Here is a 25,250-nt window from a genome sequence, read left to right on the forward strand (position 1 = left end):
TTTCCTCCCCTCAGAACACGATCTGCGCGAGCTTGGTGTCGAGGTAATCCTCGATCCCCTCGATGCCGCCCTCGCGGCCCATGCCGGAATGGTTGGTGCCGCCGAAGGGCGCCTCGGATGCGGCCAGCGCGAAGCTGTTGATGCCGACCATGCCGGCCTTCAGCCCCGCCGACATGCGCCGCGCCCGGTCGGGCGAGCGGGTGAAGGCATAGGCAGACAGCCCCATGTCGGATGCATTGGCGCGCGCCAGCGCCTCGTCCTCGGTCGAGAAGCGGGTGATGGCGGCGATCGGACCGAAGTTCTCCTCGGCAAAGACCCTCATGTCGTCGGTAACATTGGTCAGCACCGTCGGCTCGAAGAAGAAGCCGCTGTTCAGATGCGCCGGACGCTTGCCGCCATGCGCGAGCTTGGCCCCGGCGCGGACGGCATCGGCGACGATTTCCTCGATTTCCGCCAGTCGTCCGCCATTGATCAGCGGGCCCATGCCGGTGTCGGGGTCCATCCCGTCGCCCAGCTTGATCTGCGCCGTCCGCGAAACAAATCCGTCCACGAAGGCGTCGTGCAGGCTGTCATGCACGAAGATCCGGTCCGGGGTCACGCAGACCTGCCCGCAATTGGCGAACTTGGTCGGCACGGTCAGGTCCAGCGCGGCTTCCAGGTCCGCATCGTCATGGATGATCAGCGGCGCGTTGCCGCCAAGCTCCATCGAAACCTTCTTCACCGTATCGGCGGCATCACGGATCATCTGCTGGCCGACACGGGTTGAGCCGGTCAGGCTGACCTTGCGCACCCGGCTGTCCGCCATGATCGGCGCATAGGTTGCGCCGGTCGAGCCGACGACAAGGTTCACCGCCCCATCGGGCAGTCCCGCCGCACGCAGGCAGTCGACCATCACCATCGCCACGCCCGGCGTCTGCGAGGACGGGCGCAGCACCACCGGGCAGCCGGCGGCCAGCGCCGGAGCCAGCTTGCGGGCGGGCAGGGCGGCGGGGAAGTTCCAGGCGGTGAAGGCGCCGACGATCCCCACCGGCTCGCGCGTCACCTCGAAACGGCCGCCGGGGACGCGGCTGTCGACGATGCGGCCATAGATGCGGCGCGCCTCTTCGGCGAACCAGCGGAACTGGTCGCAGGCAAGGCCCCATTCGCGGCCCGCCTGCGCGATGGGCTTGCCGGTCTCGGCCGAGATCATCCGCGCTGCCTCGTCGGCGCGGCGGATCATCTCGTCCGCGGCCCTGTGCAGCGCGTCGGCGCGGCCGAAACCGCCCATCTCACGCAGTTTCGGCAGGGCGCGGGCTGCGGCGTCCAGTGCCGCCTTCGTGTCCTCGACCGTGGCAAGGGCCAACTGGCCCAACGATTTTTCGGTGACCGGAGAGATGACCTCGCCGCTGGCGGTGCCCTGGGTCCAGCTTCCGTCGATGAACAGTCCGAATTGCGAATACATGGCTTATCCGATTTCCCTGGTTGCGACCGTGCGGCCCTCGGCGGCGGAAAGGATCGCGGCCTCGGCCAGCAGCAGTGCCTGCCGGCCGTCCTCGAACCCGACCGGCACCGGCTTGCCTTGCTCGATGGCATCGACGAAGGCGCTGATCTCGGCCGCGAAGGCATCGGCATAACGGTCGATGAAGAAATTCTTCAGCGGCGTGGCGCGGTCGGTGAATTCCGCGCCATAGAGCCGCACATGATCCAGCGCCCGGTTTTCCGAGATCGCCATGCCTGCGCTGCCGAAAGCCTCGACGCGCTGGTCATAGCCATAGACCGCGCGGCGCGAGTTGGTGATGATCGCCTGCTTGCCCGATTCGGTCTTCAGCACCACCGTCACCGTGTCGTAGTCGTCGCAACGCTGCATCAGAGACGGGTCGACTAGGCGCGAGCCGGTGGCGGTGACCTCGGTCACCTCCTCGCCCAGGATGAAGCGGGCCATGTCGAAATCATGGATGGTCATGTCGCGGAAGATGCCGCCCGAGGCCTCGATATAGGCGTCGGGCGCCATGCCTGGATCGCGCGAGGTGATGGTGACCTGATGCAACTCGCCGATCTGGCCCGATTCGATGGCCTTCCGGACCCCGGCATGGCCACTGTCGAAGCGGCGCACGAAGCCCAGCATGATCGGCAGGCTGGTGCCGGCAATTTTCGTTGCACAAGCGTTTACCCGGTCCAGCGACAGGTCGATGGGTTTCTCGCACAGGATCGCCTTGCCCGCCGCGACGGACTGCTCGATCAGATCGGCATGGGTGGCGGTCGAGCTGGCGATTAGCACCGCATCCACCTCGGCCGAAGCCAGCGCCGCCTCGACCGAATCGAATTGCGCCGCGCCCAGTTGGGCTGCGACTTCGGCGGCTGCGGGGGCATGGATGTCATAGACGCCTGCCAGCCGGGCGCGCGGATGGGCGGCGATGTTTTCGGCATGCATGCGGCCGATGCGGCCGGTGCCGAGGACGACGATTCCTGTCATGGGTTCCTCCCGAAATTCGTTTCGCAATAATCATTGCAGAACTATTGCATTGTCAATCATCATTCCGTATCGTCTGAAAAACACCATCCGCAGGAGGAGGCGAGATGCCACGCAAGACCGTGCGCCTGACCATGGCCCAGGCCCTTGTTCGTTACCTTTGCAACCAGTTCACCGAGATCGAGGGCGCGCGTGTCCCGCTGTTCGCGGGCGTCTTCGGCATCTTCGGCCATGGCAACGTGACCTGCCTGTCCGAAGCCTTGGAGCAGGTGCAGGACCAACTGCCGACCTGGCGCGGCCAGAACGAGCAGAGCATGGCACTGGCCGCCATCGGCTTCGCCAAGGCCAAGCGTCGCCGCCAGCTGATGGTCGCCGCGACCTCGATCGGGCCGGGGGCGCTGAACATGGTGACGGCGGCGGGCGTCGCCATGGCGAACCGCCTGCCGGTGCTGCTGATCGCGGGCGACACCTTCGCGAATCGCCTGCCCGATCCGGTGCTGCAGCAGGTCGAGCATTTCGGCGACCCGACCATCACCGCGAACGATGCCTTCAAATCGGTCGTGCGCTATTGGGACCGCATCACGTTGCCCGAGCAGCTGATCCAGTCGCTGCCGCAGGCGGTAGCGACCATGCTGGACCCCGCCGATTGCGGCCCGGCATTCATCGGCCTGGCGCAGGACACGCAGGAATTGGCCTATGATTACCCCGAGGTTTTCTTCGAACCGCGCGTCTGGTCGATCCCGCGCCCGCGTCCCGACCGCGATGCGGTCGCGGCGGCGGCCGAACTGCTGAAAACGGCCAGGAAGCCGCTGATCATCTCGGGCGGCGGCGTGCGCTATTCGCTGGCCGAGGACGCCCTGGCGGATTTCGCGGCGAAGCGCGGCATCCCGATGGTCGAGACCATCGCCGGCAAGGGCGCGCTGACCCATGACCATCCGGTCCATGCCGGACCCATCGGCATCGTCGGCTCGACCTCGGCCAATGCGCTGGCGAAAGAGGCCGACGTGATCCTGGCCATCGGCACCCGGCTGCAGGATTTCACCACCGGCTCCTGGACGGCCTTTGCCGAGGATGCGCGGTTCATCTCGGTCAACGCGGCACGCTTCGATGCCATCAAGCACCGTTCGCTGGCCGTGGTCGGCGATGTGCTGGAAACCATCGGCGAGCTGGACGCGGCGCTTGGCGATTACGCGGCCGATGCCGGGCTGATGAAACGCGCCAAGACCCTGTTCGCCGAATGGAACAAGCTGCTGGACGAGCATCAGGCGCCGACCAACGAGCTGGTGCCGTCCTATGCGCAGGTTGTCGGCGTGCTGAACAAGGTCGCGGGGCCGAACGACACGCTGATCGCTGCGGCGGGCGGCACGCCGGGCGAGGTGACCAAGGGCTGGCGGGTCAAGAACCCCAACACCTTCGACTGCGAGTTCGGCTTTTCCTGCATGGGTTACGAGATCGCCGCGGGCTGGGGCTGCGCCATGGCGCAGGAGGGGCCGGGCGCGACCGGCGGCACGCCCATCGTCATGCTGGGCGACGGCACCTACATGATGATGAACTCGGACATCTATTCGGCGGCGCTGACCGGCCACAAGATGGTCGTGGTGGTCTGCGACAACGGAGGCTTCGCGGTCATCAACCGGCTTCAGCAGGCCAAGGGTGTGCCCGGTTTCAACAACCTGCTCGCCGATTGCCGGATCCAGAACCGCGACAACCCGCTGCATGTCGATTTCGTGAAACATGCCGAGGCGATGGGCGCCCGCGCCGTCAGGGCCGAAAGCCTGGCCGATCTGGAAGGCGCGATGACGGATGCGCTGGCCCATGACGGGGTGACGGTGATCTCGATCGTCTCGGATGCCTGGAAATGGGTGCCGGGGGATGCGGATTGGGATGTCGGCGTGCCCGAGATCTCGAATTTCGAAACCGTCCGCGCCGCCCGTGCGGCGCAGGAAAAGATCCGTGAAGCGCAGCGCCTGGGTGTGTAAATGAAAGCAAAGCTTGGCATCGCGCCCATCGCGTGGTGGAACGACGACCTGGCGGAACTGTCCGATGACGTTAGCTTGGAGGAATGCCTGCGGCAGGCCTCCGAGGCCGGCTTCACCGGCATGGAGACCGGCCGTCGCTTTCCGATGGACATGGCCGAACTGGGGCCGATCCTCGACCGTTTCGGGATCTCGGTCTGCGGCGGCTGGTTCTCGGGCCTGCTGCTGGACGGCGAGATCGAGGTGGAAAAGGACCGCATCGCGCAGCAGATGGAATTCTTCATCGCCGCCGGCGCGCCCTGCATCGTCTATGGCGAGACCGCGCGTTCCATCCAGGGCGTGTGTTCCGCGCCCCTGGTCACCAAGCCGAAGCTGTCTGAATCCGAGATGGCCGCCTATGGCCGCAAGATCAGCGATTTTGCCGATTGGTGCGCGGGGCAGGGGATGCCGATCTCGTATCACCATCACATGGCGGCAGCGGTCGAGACCGAGGAGGAGCTTGACCTGTTCATGAAGCATTCCTCGGTGCCGCTGCTGTTCGACGCGGGCCATATGGCTTTTGCCGGCGGCGACGTGATGCGGGTGATCGACAATCACCATGCGCGCATCAGCCATGTCCACACCAAGGACATCCGCCGCGCAGTCGTGGACGGGCTGGACCGTTCGCGCGAAAGCTTCCTCGACGCGGTCGTCAAGGGCGCATTCAGCGTGCCGGGCGATGGCTCGCTGGATTTCGAGGCCATCGTCAAGGCATTGGCGGCCAAGGGTTACGAGGGCTGGTTCGTGGTCGAGGCCGAGCAGGATCCCGTTGCCAATCCCCCCCTGGAGATGGCGAAGAAGGGGCACAAGGAGCTGCTGCGCGTGATGGCGGCGGCAGGCTATGAGGTGGTGAAATGAACCGCATTGATGGAAAGATCGCCGTCGTCACCGGCGGCACGCAGGGGCTTGGCGCGGCCATCGCGCGGCTTTTTGCCGAAGCCGGTGCGGCGGGCATCGTGATCGTCGGCCGAGGCGTCGAGAAAGGGCAGGCGGTCGCGACCGAAATCACGGCTGCGACCGACATTTCGGTCGAGATGGTCGCCGCCGACCTGGGCAAGATCGAGGACGTGCAGGCCATCATCCCCGCCGCCGACAAGCGTTTCGGCCGCGTGGACATTCTGGTCAACGCCGCCGGCCTGACCGACCGCGGCAATATCCTGAACACTCCGCCCGAACTGTTCGACCGCATGTTCGCGGTCAACACCCGCGCGCCGTTCTTCCTGATGCAGGACGCGGCCAAGGTGATGACCCGCGACGGGATCGAGGGCCGCATCGTCAATATCGGCTCGATGTCCGCGCTTGTTGGGCAACCTTTCCTCGCGCCCTATGCGGGCTCCAAGGGGGCCTTGGCGACGCTGACCCGCCATGCCGGCTTTGCGCTGATGCGGCATCGGATCCATGTCAACCAGCTGGATATCGGCTGGATGAACTCGGACCACGAACGCGCGCTGATGCTGTCTGAAACCGGCGATCCCGATTTCATCGACCGGGCGGCGGCGCAGAAACCCTTCGGTCGCATCCTCGACCCGAAGGAAGTCGCGCGCGCCGTCCTGTGGATGGCGTCCGACGACAGCGGCATGCTGACCGGGGCGGTGATCCCCTTCGACCAGTCCGTCCATGGCGGCTATGACGACGCGCCGGTGCCGAGCGCCAAACTGGAGGCATGACGATGCAGACCATCAAGGGGCCGGGCGTCTTCCTGGCCCAGTTCGCGGCCGATGACGCGCCCTACAACTCGCTGCCCAGCCTGGCGACATGGGCGGCCGACAAGGGCTTCAAGGGCGTCCAGATCCCGACCTGGGACACGCGCCTGATCGACATGGCGAAGGCCGCCGAAAGCGATGCCTATTGCGACGAGATCAAGGGGATGCTGGCCGACAACGGGCTCCAGATCACCGAATTCGCCTCGCATATCACCGGCCAGCTGGTGGCGGTGCATCCGGCGCATGATGTCATCATGGACAGCTTCGCACCCGAACATGTGCGCGGCAACCCGGCCACGCGCCGGGCATGGGCCGAGGAACAGTTGCGCTTCGCGGCGCGGGCCTCGAAGCGGATGGGGATCGACCGGCATGTGACCTTCTCGGGCGCGCTGCTGTGGCCCTATCTCTATCCCTATCCGCAATGGCCCGAGGGGCTGGTCGAGGAAGGCTTCGAGGAACTGGCGAAACGCTGGACGCCGATCCTCGACGATTTCGACGCGCATGGCGTGGATGTCTGCTATGAGATCCACCCCTGCGAGGATCTGCATGACGGCCATAGCTGGGAATATTTCCTGGAGAAGGTCGGGAACCATCCCCGCGCCAACCTGATGTATGACCCCAGCCATTTCGTGTTGCAGGCGCTGGATTACCTGGCCTTCATCGACCACTACCACGAGCGCATCAAGACCTTCCACGTCAAGGATGCCGAGTTCCGCCCGGACGGCAAGTCCGGCGCCTATGGCGGCTATCAGCCATGGAGCAAGCGCGCCGGCCGCTTCCGCTCGCCCGGCGACGGGCAGGTCGATTTCGGGGCTATCTTCACCAAGCTGACCACCCATGGCTTCGACGGCTGGGCGGTGCTGGAATGGGAATGCTTCGTCAAGAACCCCGAGGACGGCGCCTGCGAAGGCGCGCAGTTCATCGCGGACCACATCATCCGGGTGTCGGACCGCGCCTTCGACGATTTCGTGAAATCCGGCGCCAATCGCAGCGCCAACCGGGCCATGCTCGGACTGGAGGAATGACCATGTTGCGTCTTGGAATGGTGGGCGGCGGGCAGGGCGCCTATATCGGTAATATCCATCGCCTCGCCTCGCGGCTGGACGGGCAATGGCAGTTGGTGGCCGGGGCCTTCGACGTCGATCCCGAGCGTGGCCGCGCCTTCGCGATCTCGCAGGGGCTCCATCCCGCCCGCAGCTATGGCACCTATGAGGAACTGATCGCGGGCGAGACGGCGCGGGAGGACCGGGTGGACGCGGTGGCGATCTGCACGCCGAACTTCACCCATTACCCGATCGCCAAGGCGCTGATCGAGGCAGGCTTCGACGTGATCTGCGAAAAGCCCCTGACCGCGACGCTGGAGGATGCCGTGGCGCTGGAAAAACTGGCGCGGGAAAGTGGCCGCTTCGTCGGCGTGACCTATACCTATTCCGGCTATCCGATGGTGCACGAGGCCCGCGTCCTCGTCGCCCGTGGCGAGTTGGGCGCGGTCCGCACCGTGCAGGTCGAATATCCGCTGGAATGGATGGCCACCGCCATCGAGCAGTCGGGCAATGCCCAGGCCGCCTGGCGCACCGATCCCAAGAAGAACGGCCGCGGCGGCTCCATCGGCGACATCGGCACCCATGCCTATCACCTGGCGAGCTTCGTCACCGGCTTGACGCTGGAAAGCCTGACCGCCGATCTGGCGACCTTCGTGGGCGGCAGGGCATTGGACGACAACGCCCATGTGATGATGCGCTATCAGGGCGGGGCGCGGGGCTTGCTTTGGTCTTCGCAGGTCGCCATCGGCAATTCCAACGGCGTGCGGCTGCGGGTGTTCGGCGAAAAAGGCTCGCTGCAATGGTTCCAGGAGCAGCCGAACGAACTGGTCTTCACGCCGCTGGACGGCCGCGTGCAGATCATCAAGCGCGGCGCCGACGATCTGTCCGAGGACGCCAAGCTGCGCATCCGCACGCCCCCCGGCCATCCCGAGGGCTATCTGGAGGCCTTCGCCAACCTTTATGCCGGTTTCGCCGAGGCGATCCGCGCCCGGCAAGAAGGGCGCGAGCCCAGCCTGCTGGGGCAGAACCTGCCGCTGGCCTATGACGGGCTGAAGGGCGTGGCCTTCGTCGAGGCGGTCGTGGACAGCCACGATGCCGAGGGCCAGTCCTGGCTGACGCCCGTGGCGGTCTGACCGCTGGCGTGGCCTTGATTGACGCCGGGCGGCTCCCGGAAGGGTTTTCCTGATCCAGACGGAGGTCTCTTCCAAATCCCTCGACGGTCGGCAACGATGGTCTACGAATGATCGCCGGGAAGCCGGGGCGGATCATCCGCCATCAGAGCCAGGAACATGTCGATGCAGACCGCAATGTCCGCCCAGATCAACCTCAAGCTGATCCACACCTTCCTGCTGGTGGCGGAACACGCAAGTTTTCGCGAAGCTGCAGCGGCGGCAGGGCGGTCCCAGTCGGCGATCAGCGCCCAGGTCAAGCAGCTGGAGGAACAGCTTGGCACGACGCTGATGGTGCGGACCACCCGGCGCCTTCAGTTGACGCGCGAGGGAGAGCTGCTGCTGGAACAGGCACGCCAAGCGGTTGCGGCGATGGAGTTCGGTGTCCGCAGCATCATCGAGACCGCAAACTTGCGGCGGGGCCGGGTGACGCTCGCCTGTTCGCCCGCCTTTGCGGCGACGCGATTGCCGGCGATCCTGTCGGCGTTCCGGCGGGATTATCCCGGCATCAGGATCGTCCTGAAGGAACACAAATCGGCCGAACTGGTGCAGGCCGTCAAGAGTGGCGAGGCGGATTTCGGCGTCGGCCCCGAATTGTCCGAGCCGGAACTGAGCTTTCGAGTCATCCAGTCCGAACCGCTGCTGGCGCTGGTCCCGCGCAGCTTGTGGGACGGGCGGGGCGACGAGATCGAATTGCGCCAGCTTCTGAAGCTGCCGCTGATCATGTTTCATCCTCATACCGTGCTGTGGCGAATCGTGATGAACGCCGCGAAGGCCTTGGACCTTGAACCGAATATCGAGTTTCTCTGCATCCAGGGCCAGACCCTGGTGGCACTGGCTGAGGCCGGCCTGGGCGCTTCGGTCCTGACCAATTCCGTGGCCGATCTGCATCAAGTGCGGACCTGTCGCATCGTCAAGGTGATAAAGCCCGCGCTCGTTCGCGACTTTGCTTTGATCCGCCGCCTGGGTCAGCGCCTCTCGCCTGCGGCGAGCCGGCTATACGACCTTATCGAAGCTACGGCGGAAGATCGTCAGTGATGCTGTTTTCCGCATAATCACCGTCTTTTTTGAATTTTTCATGGGGACTTCCTGCCGCTAGTGTGCCTCAACACTGGAGGACCCCATGCTGAACCAAACCATGCTCTACGAAACCAGCGTTCTGGTGGGCAAGCAAAAGATCGTTCGCATTCAAGCGCATAACCTGAAAAACATCCCGATCACCCCGCCGCCATTCCGGGATCGCCCGAACGTGGAAGGCGCGCTGCTGCTAGAAGTCGAGACAAGCGACGGCATCATCGGCTGGGCGACCAGCGGCTATACGCATCATGTCGCGATCGACCTGATCGACAAGTATCTGGCGCCCCGGATCATCGGCGAACAGACCGACCCGTTCCGAACCGAGCGTATCCCGCAGCTTTTCGACCGCCACACCTGGGAACGTCCGCTGGGGCGGGCTCTGGTCTCGGCGCTGGCGATGATCGACATCGCCTGCTGGGACATCAAGGGCAAGACCATGGGCAAGCCGGTCCATCACCTGATCGGCGGGGCGCGGGACCGGGTGCCGGTTTACGTGACGCATGGCGCGGCCTATGACGGCGCCCCGGTCTATTCGGCCGAGGAACTGGCGGCCGAGGCAGCGCACCTTGTCACGCTGGGGAACACGCATCTGAAGAATACCGTCGGCCGGCAGGCGATCCCCGATCCCAAGGATGACTATCTGCGCATGGCCGCGATGCGGGAGGCGGTCGGCCCCGGGATCCAGCTGTCTATGGATGGAAACCTGCGCATGTCCCTGCCCCAGGCGGTCGAGCTTTGCAACCGCTGCGAGGAACTGGACATTTCCTTCATCGAGGAGCCGGTTCACTATAACGAGCCGACGAACCTGCGCCATCTTCGTTCGCGCACCAAGATCTCGGTGGCGGCTGCCGAGAACGAGAAATTCTCGGCCCGCGACCTGCTGGTCGCCGATGCGGTGGACATCATCCAGCCCAATATCAACAACGATGGCGGGCTGACGGCCGGGTTGCGGACGGCGGCGCTGGCTCGGGCCTTCAACGTGCCGTTGGGCCACGGCAACGGCAACGGGCCGCACAACATCGCTCTGCATGCCGGGGTCGGCAATGGAGGGCTGGTGGAATATCACTTCCACAAGTGGATGTCCTACAACGCTATCTTCAATGACGTGCCGCAGCCGGATAAGGGGTGGCTGGACGTTTCGCAGGAACCGGGCTTCGGATTGGAACCGAAGGACGGCCTGATCAAGGAATATGCCGCAAGATGAGGTGACGACACGCAGTCGTCGGGCATCCGGTGCGATCGGAAGAGGGCCAATCGCACCGGCATGAAAGCAAAGGGAGGAAGCATGATGTTTTTTCGACAGAAGATCCGCCACATGACATGGGCCGCGACGGCGGTCCTGGCGGTGATTGCGACTGCGGCGGTTGCGCAGGACTATCCCGAACGCGACGTGACGATGATCGTGCAGTCGTCGCCGGGCGGCGGCAGCGACATCATCGCCCGCACCGTGGCCGGAATCATTCAGCAAAAAGGGCTGTTGCCGACCGGGCTTCTGGTCGAGAACCGCCCCGGCGGCGGCGGTGCGATCGCCTATAACTTCATCGCGCAGCGTAAGGGCGATCCGTATTACCTGGGGATCATGGCGACCAGCTTCTTCGTCGCGCCGCTGATGGGCCAGTCGCCCGCCAAGATCTCGGACTTCACGCCGGTTTCGGTGATCGCGGCCGATCCCTTCGTGCTGGTGGTCGAGGCGAATTCGACAATCCAGAGCCTGGACGATATCCGGGAGATGGGCAGCGTCCGGATCGGCAATACGGGACCGGTCACCGATCCGGCCCTGCTGGCGGCCTCGCTGCGCGACGAGCTTGGCGTCCAGGTCCGGGCCGTGCCGTTCAACGGCGACGGAGAGGTGACCACCGCGCTTCTGGGCGGGCATATCGACCTGCAGTTCGGCAATGCGTCCGAGGTCATGTCGCAGGTCGAGGCGGGACGGGTCCGTCCGATCGCCGTCACTTCGTCCGAGCGGCTGGAGGCGCTGCCGGACACGCCGACCTTCAAGGAACTCGGTTCGGGGATCGAATTGATGCTCTATCGCGGGTTCATGATGTCTGCCGATGTGCCGCCAGAAGCAGTCGCCTTCTGGGAAGATGTCCTCCGGCAGGTTTCCGAAAGCCCGGAATGGGAAGAGCAGTATATTCGGCGGAACAATTCCTTTCCGCTCTATCTCGACTCCGAACAGTTTGCAGCCGAGATTCCGAATATTTCCGCGCGCTATGAAACCTATCTGCGGGAAATCCAGGCCATCAAGTGAGGGGCCGGCCATGAGACGTAGCCGGGCAGCCATGCTGCCTAGCTCTAACGGAAACGTGGTCTCCAGGGGGAACCGCCATGAAACTGGACAAGCTTGACCTTTGCTTCGCCGTGTTGATCGGAGTGCTGGGGCTTTTCATCGTTGCCACCGCCTTTGGCCGCTATGGCGTGCTGTCCTCCGAGATCACGGGACCGGGCTTTTTCCCGCTGCTCAGCGGGTTGCTGATCCTGGGCGGGTTGATCGGGGTTTTGGCGGACCGTCGGCGCGGGGCGCGGCTCGAAGGCAGCCTGACGCGTACCGAGGTCATGCCGGTGCTGGCGATCTCGATTGCCACTGTGATCTTTCTGCTGCTGATGGAGCGGATCGGAATGCTGGTCCTGACGCCCTTCTACATCTTTGCCGTCGCCTGCGTGATCAAGCCGCCGCGGTCGGCCCGCACGGCGATCGGACATGTCGTCACGGCGGCCGGCTTCACCCTGTTCGCCTGGGTGCTGTTCGACGTGACGCTTGGCGTGCCGCTGCCCGAAGGGCTGCTGGCCGGCGCGAACTGAGAGACTGAACCATGAACACCTTTGACCTGCTTCTGAGCGGCCTCTCCGCCGCCATGGGTTTCGAGATGCTGGCCGCCACCCTCATCGGCGTCGTCCTAGGCCTTGCCATCGGCGTCCTTCCGGCGCTTGGTCCCGCGGCGGCAGTGGCAATCCTCTTGCCGATCGTCGTCCGGTTCGAGCCTGCAACCGCGATGGCCGGCCTTGCCGGGATCTATTACGGCGCGATGTATGGCGGCGCCGTCACCTCGATCCTGCTGGGAATTCCGGGCGAGAGCGCCTCGATGATGACAACGCTGGATGGCTATCCATTAGCCCGGCGAGGAGAAGCGGGCCGTGCGCTTGGCGTCTCGACCTTCGCTTCGTTCGTGGGCGGCTTCATCGCCATCATCCTGTTCACCCTGATCGCTGCACCCTTTGCCGAGTTCGCGATCCGGTTTGGCCCGGTCGAGATGGCCGCGCTGATGGTGATGGCATTGGTCTTTGCGACGGCGCTTGGCGGCGAAAATCCGGCCAAGGGGTTCGTCTCGCTTGGCATCGGGTTTTGGCTCGGCACGATTGGGTTGGATCTCGTCAGCGGCGCGCCGCGCTACAACTTCGGCTCGTTCAGCCTTCTGGAAGGCCTGGAATTCTCGGTTGTGGCCATCGGTCTTTACGGGCTGGGCGAGGTCTTCGCCTCGATCGGCGAGAAGTCGTCGGACGTCCAGCGGCCGAACTATTCCTTCTGGTCCCTGTGGCCCCGGCTGGGTGACATGCTGAAGACATGGAAAGACCTGGTGTCCGGCGCCATCGTGGGCTTTGTCGTGGGCGTCCTGCCCGGCGCGGGGGCGACGGCCGCTACGATTTTCTCCTATTCCCTGTCTAAGAAGATGTCGAAGCATCCGCAGGAATTCGGCAAGGGCGCGATCGAGGGCGTGGCAGCGCCCGAAGCGGCGAACAACGCCGCCTCGGTCTCGGCGATGATCCCGCTGTTCACGCTGGGGATTCCCGGGTCCGGAACGACCGCGATCATGCTGGGCGGCCTTCTGATGCTGGGCCTGCAGCCTGGGCCGCTGCTGTTCCAGAGCAATCCCGAATTCGTCTGGCCGGTGATCGGCACCTTCTACACCGGCAACCTGATGCTGGTCGTGTTGACGATCCTGTTCGTTCCCGTGCTTGCCAGTATCGTCTTCGTGCCGGTGTCGATCCTCTTCCCGCTGATTTCGGGCATCGTTCTGTTCGGGGTCTACAGCGTCAATTTCAGCATCTTCGATATATGGGTGGCGCTGTTCTTCGGAGTCCTCGGCTTCGTCTTCCGAAAGCTGGACTATCCGTCCGTTCCGGTACTGCTAGGCCTCGTGCTTGGCCCGATCCTGGAACAAGGGGTGCGGCGCTCCCTGATCATGTCGGACGGCGATCCGATGATCTTCCTGTCCAGCCCTCTGGCGGTGACGATGCTTGCCCTGACTGCCAGCCTCGTGTTCCTGCCGATACTTCGCCGCAGGTGGCTGGCGGGTCGAGGGGCGCGGCAGGTAGAGCTTCCTCAGGAAAGATCAGCAGAATGAAGATCGACTGGAACAATCTACCCCCCGCCGGCGGCATGCGGCCAGGGTCGAGCCGCAAGGGGATATGTGGCGATTTGATCTCGGCTGTAATGGTCGATGTAGCGCCCGAGACACTGTTCGACGGTAAGACGCATTGGCACGAACATGAGCAGCTCCTGATTGTGATCCGCGGCAATGCCCTAATCGTAATCGACGGGAAGCGGATCGAAGCGGCCGAGGGCGAGATGGTGTTCTTTCCCTCAGGTAGCAGACATGCTGTGATTGGCACGGGGGCCGAGGGCTGCACCTATTACGAGATATTCGCCCCTGCACGGCCCGACCAGCTGGCGGGTTGGACAGGGTCGTCACCTCTGCGGTTCGACTGAACAAGCCGCATTGGATGAGGCGCTGCGGCCGTCAGGCGCCGATGCACATTGGGAAGGGCATGAGCCGGAAGAAGGAGAGTGCCCAGCCTGCTGTGTATTTCCGATCTCTCTCAGAGAAGCCACTTTTATGGGGACGGGCGATGAGGGACCCGGCATTCAGGGCGAGACACCGGCGCCGGCGCTCGCCCTTGTGTCGGGGCAGAACCGAATCTCACACATGGGGTAATCGCGGGAGCGAGCCGCCCCGAACCGTAGTGCCTTGCGGATTTTGGGCCGGTGGTTGTTCCCCGATAGGATGCAGATACGGGCTCACGATGGACACTGGGTGTTGAGCGGCGTGGAATAAGGACCCCGCTTCTGGGGTGATCGGCGTCCAAAAGGGACCCCACCGACCGGGGGTTGGGTCCATTGTGCTTCCGAGGATTATCGGAGGCCGAGCGCGGGATGCTGATCGTGGAGACAATCGCAAAAATCAGGCGGCTGCATTTTACCGAGGGCAAGGGGATCAAGACGATCTGCCGCGACCTGAAGCTGTCGAAGAAGGTGGTGCGCAAGGTGATCCGCACCGGGATAACGGAGTTCACCTACACCCGGACGGTTCAGCCACGCCCGAAGCTGGGCGCCTGGCTTGAGGAACTGAGCCGGCTGTTGGCGATCAACGCGGCTCGTGGGCGCCGGGAACGCCTGACGCTGATCCAGATCTACGAGGAACTGCGCGGCCTTGGCTATGAAGGCGGGTATGATGCGGTCCGCCGCTACGCCTCGGTCTGGGCGCGCACTCAAAGCTCCGGTGCCTCGTCCGCCTTCGTGCCGCTGAGTTTTGCCCCCGGCGAAGCCTATCAGTTCGACTGGAGCCACGAGGTTGTCCTGATCGATGGGGCGACCACCACGATCAAGGTGGCCCATGTTCGCCTGTGCCACAGCCGGATGTTCTTCGTGCGGGCCTATCCGCGCGAGACGCAGGAGATGGTGTTCGATGCCCATGATCGGGCTTTCGCCTTCTTCAAGGGCACCTGCACCCGCGGGATCTACGACAACATGAAGACGGCGGTGGAGACCATCTTTGTCGGCAAGGAGCGCCTCTACAATCGTCGGTTCCTGCAGATGGCCAGCCACTATCTGGTCGAGCCCGTCGCCTGCACCCCGGCCTCGGGCTGGGAGAAGGGTCAGGTGGAGAGCCAGGTCGGCACGGTTCGCCAACGGTTCTTCTCACCCCGGGTCAGGGTCAAGAGCTACGAGGAACTGAATGCCTGGCTGCTGGACAAGTGCATCGCCTCGGCCAGGAGCAGCAAGCATCCGGAGTTGACGGACAAGACCATCTGGGAAGTCTTTCAGGAAGAACGCCCGCACCTCGTCCCTTATGCCGGGCGCTTCGACGGCTTCCACTCGCTGCCTGCGGCGGTATCGAAGACCTGCCTCGTGCGGTTCGACAACAACAAATACTCTGTCGCGGCAACGGCTGTCGGGCGGCCGGTCGAGATCAGGGCCTATGCGGAACGGATCGAGATCCGGCAGGAAGGGCGGCTGGTCGGGGACCATCCCCGTCACTTCGGGCGGGACCGGACAATCTACAATCCCTGGCACTATGTGCCTGTCCTGCTTCGCAAACCCGGGGCGCTGCGCAATGGCGCACCGTTCAAGGACTGGGTTCTGCCCGGCGCCCTCGAGCAGATCCGTCGCAAGCTGCAGGGCTCCTCGGACGGTGACCGCCAGATGGTGAAGATCCTCGGCGCCGTGCTGACGGAGGGAGTTCCCGCCGTGCAGAAGGCCTGCGCCGAAGCGCTCTCGCAGGGCGTCCACTCCGCCGATGTGATCCTCAACATCCTGTCCCGCAGGTGCGACCCGGAGCCGCCACCCTTGCTGCTCACCTCTCCGGCCTTGCGCCTGACCCATGAACCGGTGGCCGACTGTGCCCGCTATGACCTGCTGCGGAGGGCCGGCTGATGGATCGTGCAGAGATCATGGCAGCGATGGGCGAGCTGAAGCTCTACGGCATGCGCGCCGCTTACGACGAACTCATGGCGGTGGCTGTGCGCCGCCAGCACGAACCCCGCCAGATCGTCGGAGATCTTCTGGCCGCCGAGATCAACGAGAAGAAGGCGCGCTCGGTCAAATACCAGATCACCACCGCCAAGCTGCCCTATGCCCGGGAGATCGAGGAGTTCACCTTCGATGATACGCCGATCAACGAGACGCTGGTGCGCGACCTGGCCAGCGGGGAATTCCTCAGCCAGCAGCGCAATGTCGTGCTGGTCGGCGGCACCGGGACCGGCAAGACCCATATCTCCGTGGCGATCGCGCGCGCCGTCATCCGCAACGGCGCTCGCGGCCGCTTCTTCAACGTTGTGGACCTCGTGAACAGGCTGGAGGCCGAGGGCCGTGCAGGGCGGGCCGGCCGGCTGGCCGAGCATCTCATGCGGCTCGACTTCGTCATTCTCGATGAACTCGGATATCTGCCATTCGCGCAGTCCGGCGGCCAGTTGTTGTTCCATCTGATCAGCAAGCTCTACGAGCAGACTTCCGTCATCGTCACCACCAACCTCGCATTCGGAGAGTGGCCGACCGTCTTCGGAGACGCGAAGATGACCACCGCGCTGCTCGATCGTCTCACCCACCACTGCGACATCGTCGAAACCGGCAACGACAGCTGGCGCATCAAAACAAGAGCCTGACCGCCCTCCAAAACGCAGGCCCGCGTCGGCTGCGCCAGCTGAAAAGCTACGCCGCCACGGGCCTGCTCACCACATCGCCAGAGGGGTCCCTTTTGGACGCCGATAAGGGGGCACCATTCAACGCCGATTGACAGCCATGATGGCCGAGGCCTATGGAAAGCTGACCGGCCGGCCGGGCATCGTCTTCTGTTCGCGCGGCCCTGGGGCAACCAATGCCTCCTCGGGGCTGCATGTCGCCTTTCAGGACAGCACGCCGATGATCATGTTCATCGGCCAGAACCCGCGTGGGGTGATGACGCGCGAGGGGTTTCAGGAGATCGACTACCGCTGCACCTTCGGCACGCAGGCCAAGGCGGTGCTGCAGCTCGAAGATGCCGCACGGACGGCGGAACATGTCACCCGCGCCTTTCAATTGGCCATTTCCGGCCGCCCCGGTCCCGTGGTCATTCCACTGCCGGAGGACGTTCTGACCGAAATCGCCGAAACCGCCGATGGCCGCCCTACGGCGCGCTTTGCGAATGAGCCCTCGCCGGAGGCCGTGTCGGCGGTGCGGGCATTGCTGACCGAGGCGCGCCGTCCGGTCGTGATGCTGGGCGGCTCCGGCTGGACCGGCGAGGCGGTCGCCGCCTTCCGTCGCTTTGCCGAGGACAGCGGGCTGCCCGTCACCGCCTCGTTCCGGCGGCAGGATCTGCTCGACAATGACAGCAGCAGCTATATCGGGGAACTCGGCCTCGGCCCCAATCCCAGGCTTGTGCAGACGATGGCGGAGGCGGATCTGATCCTCGTCATCGGGGCGCGGTTGGGCGAGATCGGAACCAATGGCTACACGATCATGGACATTCCCTGTCCCCGGCAGCGATTGATCCATGTCTATCCCGGTCCTGATGAGATCGGCCATGTCTATCAACCCGAACTGGGCATCGTCAGCGATCCGGCAAGCTTTGCCCTGGCGCTCGCCGCGGGCGGTGCTGTCCGCGGTGATTGGGACGACTGGCGCAAGGCCGCACGCGCGGATTTCGAGGCATGGACCGCCCCTCGGACCAGCCCCGGCGCGATCCAGATGTGCGAGATCATGGCCTGGCTGGATGAGAGCCTGCCGGAGGACACGATCTACACCAACGGCGCAGGGAATTTTACCGTCTGGCTGCACCGCTTTCACCGCTATCGCCGCTTTGGCACGCAGGTCGCGCCGATCTGCGGCTCGATGGGCTACGGCATTCCGGCAGCCTTGGCCGCCAAGTTCGCCCGGCCAGAAGCCTCTGTTATTTGCATCGCAGGGGACGGCGATTTCCAGATGACCTGCACCGAGCTGGCGACGGCGGCGGCGCATGGGCTGAAAATCCGTATCCTGATCCTGAACAACGGGATGCTGGGGACGATCCGCATGCATCAGGAACGCCAGTATCCCGCCCGCGTCTCGGGCACCGATCTGTCCAAGGGGAATCCGGACTTCACGGCTCTCGCAAAGTCCTATGGCGCCTATGCCGAGCGGATCGAAAGGACCGAGGACTTCGCGCCAGCCTTTGCCCGCGCGCATGCCCATGACGGGCCGGCGGTGCTGGAGATCATGATAGACCCCGAGGCACTGACCCCGGCGGCATCCCTCAGCCAGATCCGCGCGGCCTCGCCTCGGACGAATTGATCTCAACCCTTCGACAGGTCGACAGGCCGGCCTCGTGTCGAGGCCGGCTTTTTATATGAATATGGGTTGGGATATTGGAATTCGTCTGCCGGCCATCGTATTTCCGTTGTCCCATGTTTTCGAGTGTCACCAGCTCACTTATCCTCTCAACGTAAACAGAACTCGGGGCAAAGCTTAAAGACAGCGCCGGCTTAGATTTTCGGACATAAGGGGAAAGTCGGTGCCGCCAGAACGCAAGGTGCCGTCATCCCCTGTGCCGCAGAATATCCTGCGACGCTGCGTCCGTCTTTACCTCAGTCCCTTCGCCCATCCTTCAGGACACAGCCATGACGCAGAAAATCATCGACATTCACCCGCATATCATTTCGCCCGATACCGCGAAATATCCCTTCAATCCGCTTGGCGGCATCCGGTCTGACTGGTCGGCGGAACGTCCCTTCACATTCGAGCAGTATGTCGAAGAAATGGAAGCCGCCGGCATTGCACAGGCCGCGATGGTACATTCCTTGACCACCTATGGCTATGACAATTCCTATGCGGCCGATAGCGTTTGTCGCGACCTTGCGCGCTTTGTCGGCGTCTATTCCGTGGATATCGCCGCGCCGGATGCCGTGGCGGTCATCGATCAATGGCGGCGCCGAGGCATGGCGGGCCTGCGCTTGTTCGGAGCGGGATCAACCGTGCAAACGGATGGGCGCTGGATGATCGCGCACGAGACTTTTCCGGTCTGGGAGCACATGGCCGACATCAACACGACCGTGGCCATCCAGACCACCGCGATCGGCCTTCCCGTCGTCGAAGAGATTCTTGAGCGCTATCCCGAGGTGAACATCATCCTCGATCACCTGGGCCGCCCCGATCTGACGGATGGTGCGCCCTATGCCCAGGCTGCTCCGCTTTGGAAGCTGGCGCGTTTTGACAACCTTTATCTGAAGATCACGCCGCGCACCTTCGATCTGTCCGAAAAGGCGCCGGCCACGCCGGACACATTCTTCCCGAAACTGGTCCTGGAATATGGTGCAGACAGGCTGGCTTGGGGATCGAACTTCCCCGCGAACAACGGCACGCTGAAGGATCTGGTCGATCAGGGGCACCGCTGTTTTGCCACGCTGTCAGAGGCCGACCGGGCTGCAATATGGGCGGGTACGGCCGAGAAACTTTATCCGCAACTTGCAAAAGCAACGTTCGACAAGGCAGTCCACGCATGACTTTTCCCGAAAAGACTTATCCCGAAGCCGGTCCCGTCTCGCTGGCGGCCAATATCACCCTTTACGAGCCGACGCGGGCCTTGATAAACGGTGACATCGCCTCGGATCTGGTCAGTTTCGAATTCGCCGGGCTGAAGAACGCGCATAGCGGGTTCAAGGACATGCTGCGTCGCAACAGGTTCGATATCAGCGAAATGGCAATCGCCACCTTTTTGCAGGCGCATGAGTTCGGCAAGCCGTTCTCGCTGCTGCCGGTGGTGGTGCTGGGTCGGTTTCAGCATCATTGCATTGGCTATAATATCGAGCGTCATCCCAACATGACGCCCGCTGACCTGCCGGGCAAGACGGTCGGCGTGCGCTCTTATACCCAGACCACGGGGCTATGGATCAGGGGCATCCTGCAAAACGAATACGGCGTTGATCCCGACAGCGTGACATGGCTGTGTTTCGATCAGCCTCATCTGGAAGAATATACCGACCCACCTTCGGTGATTCGCGGCGATCCCGCGAAGGATCCGGTCAACATGCTGCTTGATGGCGAGGTCGATGCGGCGATCCTCGGCATGAACATGCCCAAGGATCCGCGGGTGCGGACGCTGATCGAGAACCCGCATGAAGCCGCGCTCGACTGGCACAAGCGGGAGCGTTTCGTGCCGCCGAACCATTATGTCATCGTTCCGAACGCGCTTTGCGACCAGAGACCCGACCTGGTGCGCGAGGTCTGGCGGATGCTTGTCAAAAGCCGCGCGGCCGCAACACCCGAGGGCAGCATTGATCCATGGCCGGTGGGGATCGCGGCGAACCGCAAGGCGCTTGAAGCGGCGATCCGGTTTGCGACGCAGCAGCATATGATCACCAAGCCTATCACGGTCGAGGAACTGTTCCATCCGCTGATCCGTGACATTGCGCCGTGAAAATCGGCCCTGCATGGGAAATGAGGAAAGGGGGGACTGCCCCCTTTTTCTTTTTAGATTGCCTGTTTCCAGGCTGACGTGATTGCCGTTCACACAAGTTATGGCCTTTGGGCATTTTACGATTATCTATGACGACTTTCCGCAGGCAATTATGAGGTGGTCGTCGCGAGTTCGGTTTTCAAAAGAATAGCGTCGATTGTACGGTCGGGCGTGGAGGCGTCCGTTTTTTATGGGGGGATAATGAAGTTTTTCAGCATGATTGCAATGACGGCCGCGCTTGCGCCTTGTGCGGCCTTGGCCGATGTGAGCTTGTCCGGCTTTGGCCGATTTGGTCTGACCTATTCGGAGGCGAAGAAACAGGGCGGAGAGAACGGCACGTTCCTCCAGAGTCGATTGCGGCTGGAGATCGATGCATCCGTCGAGACCGATATCGGCTTGAAATTTGGCGCAAAAACCTGGGTTCAGGGCGATCACAACAGCCCTTCCTGGGGCTTCAGTCCCGCGAATTTCTATGTCGAGTATGAAAACTGGTCGCTTGAGATCGGCAATGTGCTTCCGGCTTTCGATGGAGCTTTATTGCTGAAACAGACGCGGCTGGGGGTTCATGCTGTTTCCGTCGGCGGGGATCCGTTGGGGGATTTCTTCATTCTGGCCTATCGCGGATATGGCCGCCTTCCTGATCGGACCGGGGTGGCCTTGAATTATGGCACGCGCAACTTCGACGTGAAGCTGTCCGTGGTGGACCCGGATCAGATCGGCAGCGGCATGGGAGGGGATCTGACCCGAGAGGTTTCCGCCTCGGTTTTCTATCGTCTAAACGACTGGGAGTTTTCTGCTGCAACGGCGCAGAGCGGGGCCGGGGTCAGGGATAACAATCTTTATTTCGTGGGAACGCGTTACAAGGTCAACGATGACCTTCGCATCGGCCTGAACATCAATGACAACGGTTTTGCCGAACTGGGAACGTCTTACGCCCTGTATGGCGACTACAAGTTTAACCGATTTACGTTGGGTTCCTATGTCGTGTATAATGACGGTGATTGGGCGGAAAAGGTGACCGACAGCTCTTATGGTGTCGCCCTCAGATATGATCTGGGTCCAAGTATCTTTCTTGCGGCCTCAGTTCAGCGCGATTACGAGCGCATGACCCTTGCCGATATGGGTGTGCGGTTCGACTTCTGAATAACGCCGCTTTTGTTCACCGACACATATCTCCGCAACCATATGCGGATGGAGGCGAGTTGTACGGATGCGAGGAAATTGCCGTCTCGCTTGTCGTATCGCGTTGCGATGGACCGGAAATGTTTGAGTTTGCCGAAGAACCGTTCGATCTGATTGCGGGCGCGGCAGAGAACCGGATCGAAGGGAGGAAAGCGTTTTCGGGTCGGTATGGGACGGATATTGGCCCGGGCACCGCGTTCGGCGAGCCTATCGCGCAGCCGGTGGCGGTCGTAGCCCCGGCCGGCGAGCAGGATCCGGCCCGCGCCGATGGACCCGACCATATCGTTCCCCGAGCGTCCGTCATGCGCCTGACCTTCGGTCAGGTTCAGGCGGATCGGGCGGCCGCGGGCATCGACCACAGCGTGGATCTTCGCGGTCAGCCCACCGCGCGAGCGCCCCATGCAACGGGATCGCCCCCCTTTTTCGGGCGGTTCGCCCCATGCTGGTGAAGCCGGATCGAGGACGGGTCGATCATCTGGACTTTCCCGTCATAAGCCTCTGACACGGCTTGCAGAATGCGCGCCCAATGGCCCGCCTTGCGCCAGCGGCTGAAGCGGTTCACGCAAGCCGTAAAGGGGCCGTAGCGCGCTGGAATGTCCGCCCATGGCGCCCCCGTCCGCAGCCGCCAGAAGATGCCGTTCAACACCCGCCGGTCATCCACCCGCTTCACGCCGCGCACCTTCGTTGGCAACAAAGGCCGGATCACCTCCCGCTCGAGATCCGTCAGATCGAAGCCTGCCATCCCACCTCCTCATGCATGTGCAGAAGTGAAGCACAACTCAGCCCGCACCGGAATCCCGTCTCCGGAATCCCGTCTATGGGTATGTGACCTAGGGCGCCCCTGACCGGTCCGCGCCCTGCGCCCGCCGCGTGGCAATGCTGCGCCACAGAAAGGCCAGCGTGAACAGCGCCGTCAGCACCAGCACGATGGTCGGTGCCGGGGCGCCGGCATTGTTGCAGCACACTGACCGTGAAGGATTCACCTCGTGAATCCATGCGGTTAGACGGGCTGCATGAGCAAGCCCGAGCCCGCCCGCTACCGCACAACGAGCTGGCCCGCCTACAATGATGCGCTCAGGCCGCGCGGGTCGCTGCTGATCTGGATGGACAAGGAGATGGCCTGGCACGCGCCGCATGAGGGCCGCCCCGGGCGCCCGCCGGTCTTCTTGAATGCGGCGATCCTGTTCTGCCTGTCGATCAAGGTGCTGTTCACGCTGCCGCTCAGACAGGCCGCCGGAATGGTCTCCAGGCTGTTGCGGCTGGCCGGGCTGGACCGGCCCGTTCCGGACGATTCGACCCTGCGCCGCAGGCAGAAGACCGTGGAGGGGCATATCCCATCGCCGCGCTGCCGGGCCGCTGAACCTGCTGGTGAACAGCACAGGGATCAAGTTCCTCGGCGACGGGGAATGGCGGGCGCGCAAGCATGGTGTTCAGAGCCGTCGCCAATGGTGCAAGGTCCATCTGGCCATGGACACCGCCACATCCGACATCCGCGCGGTGAAGTTCACCCCCAGCCGGGAAGGCGACAGCCCCGTCCTGCCGGACCTTCTGGGCCAGATCCCCGAAGATGCGGAGATCGGCACCGTGACCGCAGACGGCGCCTACGACACCCGCCGCTGCCACAGCGCCATCATCGCGCGCGGTGGCACGGCAATCATCCCGATCCGCAAGACTGGTCGAGCGTGGAAGGAGGACAGCCCAGCCGCCCGGCCCCGGAACAAAACCCTGCGCGCCACGCACCACTCCGGCCGCGCGTTCTGGAAACGATGGACAGGATACCATGCCCGCAGCCGAGCCGAGGCAAGGATGCGCTGCCTCAAGGCATTCGGCGAGCGCATCGCCGCAAGAGGCCCAGACCGCCAAACCGCCGAAATCGAGGTGAGCTCCGCGTCGCACTCATGAACCGCTTCAATGCACTCGGCACCGCCGAGATCGTCCGCGGGGTCCGAACATGAAGGGAGAAGGGGAAGTCACGCCTCAGTCCGACTTTCTGAAAATAATGCCTATGCACGGCAAAACGACGGGTGTTGTGCTGGATCCCTTCGCCGGGTCAGGCACCATGCTGGTGGCGGCCCAAAGGCTCGGCTGGGACGGGATCGGCATCGAGATCGATGAAGTACATGCCGAAACCGCAAGGATGCGTATCGCCAAAGCACAGGGAGCAGGCGAACCCTGATCGTTCAAAGACGGGTTTACCTGGTTGGTCTCGCTGGTCATGCTGGCTGGTCGCGCCTGAACCATTGCCGTGCTGTGGAGCTGGCCGAGGCGGTCGGATGCGAGATGATCGAGATGCCGATGGGCACCAGATCAAGACAGCTATGCCAGCACACTGAGCAGCGCGTTCCCCGGGCACTGGGACAGAAGATTTCAGCACGACCGATGCGGGCGCACCCGATCAGGAGACCAGGCCCGGCGGCACGATCTTTGCCTTGCGGCCGGTGATACAGCATCAAATGGCGAAGGACAGCGGGCATACTGCCCGGGGAATAATCTTGAAGCGGGGCAACATGGGTCAGAACGAAGCGGGTTTGGCGGCAGGCGATCGCGACCTCCTGCCGCATTTGCGCATCGACGCCTATGATGCCAGCGCCAAGCCCTTGCGCATGGCGCAGCGGCAGTTGCTGCACGAGTTGACGGTGGGGGTGCTGTGGCCGCATCGTCCCCGCGACCTGGATCTGTTCCTGTCGCTGGGGCAGGGCTACCTGGCGGTCGATGAGATCGGCCGTCCCCTTGGGTCGGCCATGTATTTCCCGACGGGCGACGATTTCGCCATGCTGGGGATGATGGTCACGGTGCCGCGGTTGCAGGCGCGGGGGGCGGGCAAGTGGCTGCTGCAGCGGGTGATGGCCGATTGCGCGGGCCGGGATCTGCGGCTCAGCGCGACGCATTCGGGGTATCGCCTTTATGCGGCGGCGGGGTTCCGGCCGGTGGGCATCATCCGCCAGCAGCAGGGCATGGCGCGGGATATCGGGCCCGTTGACGCGCCCGGCATCCTGGTCCGCGATCTGCGGGCAGAGGATGATGCGAGCCTTCGGGCCCTGGACGCGAACGCCTATGGCGCAAAGCGAACGCGGGTTCTGGACGCGCTGCTGCCCCTGTCGACCGGCACGGTTGCGCTGCGTGGCGGTGCCGTTTGCGGCTTTGCGCTGCAGCGCGATTTCGGCAAGGGCACGGTGATCGGTCCCGTCGTGGCCGAGGGGGACGCCATGGCACAGGCCCTGATCGCCCCGCTGATCCGGGCAAATGCCGGCCGTTTCACGCGCCTCGACACGCCGGTGGACAGCGACGGCTTCCTGTCCTTCCTGACCGATGCCGGGCTGGTGGCTTTCGACACGGTTACGGAAATGTGCATCGGCCCCCACCGCCGCGCCGCGGAAGGGGCGGTCACCTACGGCCTGGCATCGCATTCGCTGGGATAGCGTTTCCATC

Annotated in this window: 22 protein-coding genes and 2 pseudogenes; 20 read left to right on the top strand and 4 right to left on the bottom strand. The window is 63.7% G+C overall.

Features of this window, described 5'->3' with window-relative positions; translation table 11 throughout:
• Nucleotides 1-10: 10 nt before the first annotated feature.
• Together ACNKFW_RS12705 and iolG are read right to left on the bottom strand one after the other, a co-directional pair.
• On the bottom strand, nucleotides 11-1,441 hold the full coding sequence (locus ACNKFW_RS12705) for an NAD-dependent succinate-semialdehyde dehydrogenase (protein ID WP_418025392.1): 1,431 nt from the start codon (nucleotides 1,439-1,441) through the stop codon (nucleotides 11-13).
• 3 nt (nucleotides 1,442-1,444) lie between these two features.
• A complete protein-coding gene (gene iolG / locus ACNKFW_RS12710; RefSeq protein WP_418025394.1) occupies nucleotides 1,445-2,452 on the bottom strand; it encodes an inositol 2-dehydrogenase in 1,008 nt (335 codons plus the stop codon).
• Nucleotides 2,453-2,556: 104 nt separating this feature from the next.
• On the opposite strand from iolG, the gene iolD reads away from it, so the two are divergent.
• From iolD to ACNKFW_RS12795, 17 genes are all read left to right on the top strand, one after another.
• Entirely contained in the window at nucleotides 2,557-4,428 is a 1,872-nt protein-coding gene (iolD, locus tag ACNKFW_RS12715; protein ID WP_418025396.1) for a 3D-(3,5/4)-trihydroxycyclohexane-1,2-dione acylhydrolase (decyclizing), read from the top strand.
• The gene (gene iolE / locus ACNKFW_RS12720; protein ID WP_418025398.1) at nucleotides 4,429-5,322 is read left to right on the top strand and encodes a myo-inosose-2 dehydratase; all 894 of its coding nucleotides are present in this window, start codon (nucleotides 4,429-4,431) and stop codon (nucleotides 5,320-5,322) included.
• A complete protein-coding gene (locus tag ACNKFW_RS12725) occupies nucleotides 5,319-6,131 on the top strand; it encodes an SDR family oxidoreductase (RefSeq protein ID WP_418025400.1) in 813 nt (270 codons plus the stop codon). The genes iolE and ACNKFW_RS12725 overlap by 4 nt, the downstream gene beginning before the upstream one ends.
• Nucleotides 6,132-6,133: 2 nt before the next feature.
• A complete protein-coding gene (locus tag ACNKFW_RS12730) occupies nucleotides 6,134-7,192 on the top strand; it encodes a sugar phosphate isomerase/epimerase family protein (RefSeq protein WP_418025402.1) in 1,059 nt (352 codons plus the stop codon).
• A gap of 17 nt (nucleotides 7,193-7,209) precedes the next feature.
• Entirely contained in the window at nucleotides 7,210-8,343 is a 1,134-nt protein-coding gene (locus ACNKFW_RS12735; protein ID WP_418025528.1) for a Gfo/Idh/MocA family protein, read from the top strand.
• A gap of 162 nt (nucleotides 8,344-8,505) precedes the next feature.
• Entirely contained in the window at nucleotides 8,506-9,417 is a 912-nt protein-coding gene (locus ACNKFW_RS12740; RefSeq protein WP_418025404.1) for a LysR family transcriptional regulator, read from the top strand.
• Between the two features lie 85 nt (nucleotides 9,418-9,502).
• The gene (locus tag ACNKFW_RS12745) at nucleotides 9,503-10,660 is read left to right on the top strand and encodes a mandelate racemase/muconate lactonizing enzyme family protein (protein ID WP_418025406.1); all 1,158 of its coding nucleotides are present in this window, start codon (nucleotides 9,503-9,505) and stop codon (nucleotides 10,658-10,660) included.
• 81 nt (nucleotides 10,661-10,741) lie between these two features.
• Nucleotides 10,742-11,707, top strand: a complete 966-nt coding sequence (locus ACNKFW_RS12750) for a Bug family tripartite tricarboxylate transporter substrate binding protein (protein WP_418025408.1) — start codon at nucleotides 10,742-10,744, stop codon at nucleotides 11,705-11,707.
• Between the two features lie 77 nt (nucleotides 11,708-11,784).
• Entirely contained in the window at nucleotides 11,785-12,258 is a 474-nt protein-coding gene (locus ACNKFW_RS12755; RefSeq protein WP_418025410.1) for a tripartite tricarboxylate transporter TctB family protein, read from the top strand.
• 11 nt (nucleotides 12,259-12,269) lie between these two features.
• Nucleotides 12,270-13,799, top strand: a complete 1,530-nt coding sequence (locus tag ACNKFW_RS12760) for a tripartite tricarboxylate transporter permease (protein ID WP_418025411.1) — start codon at nucleotides 12,270-12,272, stop codon at nucleotides 13,797-13,799.
• Nucleotides 13,796-14,164: a cupin domain-containing protein gene (locus tag ACNKFW_RS12765; protein WP_418025413.1), complete on the top strand. Its 369-nt coding sequence runs from the start codon at nucleotides 13,796-13,798 to the stop codon at nucleotides 14,162-14,164. Before ACNKFW_RS12760 ends, ACNKFW_RS12765 begins: the two co-directional genes overlap by 4 nt.
• Before the next feature lie 444 nt (nucleotides 14,165-14,608).
• Nucleotides 14,609-16,108 (top strand): IS21 family transposase, encoded by a 1,500-nt coding sequence (gene istA, locus ACNKFW_RS12770; RefSeq protein WP_418024080.1) that lies wholly within the window; start codon nucleotides 14,609-14,611, stop codon nucleotides 16,106-16,108.
• Nucleotides 16,108-16,836 carry an IS21-like element helper ATPase IstB gene (istB, locus tag ACNKFW_RS12775; RefSeq protein ID WP_062562743.1) on the top strand — a complete coding sequence of 243 codons (729 nt, stop codon included), beginning with the start codon at nucleotides 16,108-16,110 and terminating at the stop codon, nucleotides 16,834-16,836. Before istA ends, istB begins: the two co-directional genes overlap by 1 nt.
• A 136-nt stretch (nucleotides 16,837-16,972) precedes the next feature.
• Nucleotides 16,973-18,478 carry a thiamine pyrophosphate-dependent enzyme gene (locus ACNKFW_RS12780; RefSeq protein ID WP_418025530.1) on the top strand — a complete coding sequence of 502 codons (1,506 nt, stop codon included), beginning with the start codon at nucleotides 16,973-16,975 and terminating at the stop codon, nucleotides 18,476-18,478.
• A gap of 326 nt (nucleotides 18,479-18,804) precedes the next feature.
• Nucleotides 18,805-19,686, top strand: coding sequence for an amidohydrolase family protein (locus ACNKFW_RS12785; RefSeq protein WP_418025415.1), 882 nt, complete (start codon nucleotides 18,805-18,807; stop codon nucleotides 19,684-19,686).
• A complete protein-coding gene (locus tag ACNKFW_RS12790) occupies nucleotides 19,614-20,600 on the top strand; it encodes a hypothetical protein (RefSeq protein WP_244314478.1) in 987 nt (328 codons plus the stop codon). Before ACNKFW_RS12785 ends, ACNKFW_RS12790 begins: the two co-directional genes overlap by 73 nt.
• Nucleotides 20,601-20,840: 240 nt before the next feature.
• Complete coding sequence (locus ACNKFW_RS12795; RefSeq protein ID WP_151208806.1) at nucleotides 20,841-21,782, top strand: porin; 942 nt, start codon at nucleotides 20,841-20,843, stop codon at nucleotides 21,780-21,782.
• Nucleotides 21,783-21,820: 38 nt separating this feature from the next.
• On the opposite strand, the pseudogene ACNKFW_RS12800 reads toward ACNKFW_RS12795, so the two are convergent.
• Together ACNKFW_RS12800 and ACNKFW_RS12805 are read right to left on the bottom strand one after the other, a co-directional pair.
• A pseudogene (locus ACNKFW_RS12800) lies at nucleotides 21,821-22,563 on the bottom strand (IS5 family transposase); the annotation flags it as partial.
• Nucleotides 22,564-22,651: 88 nt separating this feature from the next.
• Nucleotides 22,652-22,804: a hypothetical protein gene (locus ACNKFW_RS12805; RefSeq protein WP_167521679.1), complete on the bottom strand. Its 153-nt coding sequence runs from the start codon at nucleotides 22,802-22,804 to the stop codon at nucleotides 22,652-22,654.
• A gap of 30 nt (nucleotides 22,805-22,834) precedes the next feature.
• Here ACNKFW_RS12805 and ACNKFW_RS12810 point away from each other — a divergent pair.
• From ACNKFW_RS12810 to ACNKFW_RS12820, 3 genes and pseudogenes are all read left to right on the top strand, one after another.
• Nucleotides 22,835-23,776, top strand: a pseudogene (locus ACNKFW_RS12810) (IS5 family transposase).
• A complete protein-coding gene (locus ACNKFW_RS12815; protein WP_028710700.1) occupies nucleotides 23,773-23,997 on the top strand; it encodes a DNA methyltransferase in 225 nt (74 codons plus the stop codon). Before ACNKFW_RS12810 ends, ACNKFW_RS12815 begins: the two are co-directional and overlap by 4 nt.
• Before the next feature lie 331 nt (nucleotides 23,998-24,328).
• The gene (locus ACNKFW_RS12820; RefSeq protein ID WP_167521682.1) at nucleotides 24,329-25,240 is read left to right on the top strand and encodes a GNAT family N-acetyltransferase; all 912 of its coding nucleotides are present in this window, start codon (nucleotides 24,329-24,331) and stop codon (nucleotides 25,238-25,240) included.
• Nucleotides 25,241-25,250 lie beyond the last annotated feature (10 nt).

It is taken from the genome of Paracoccus sp. TD-10, from assembly GCF_048270675.1.
Lineage (GTDB): Bacteria > Pseudomonadota > Alphaproteobacteria > Rhodobacterales > Rhodobacteraceae > Paracoccus > Paracoccus pantotrophus.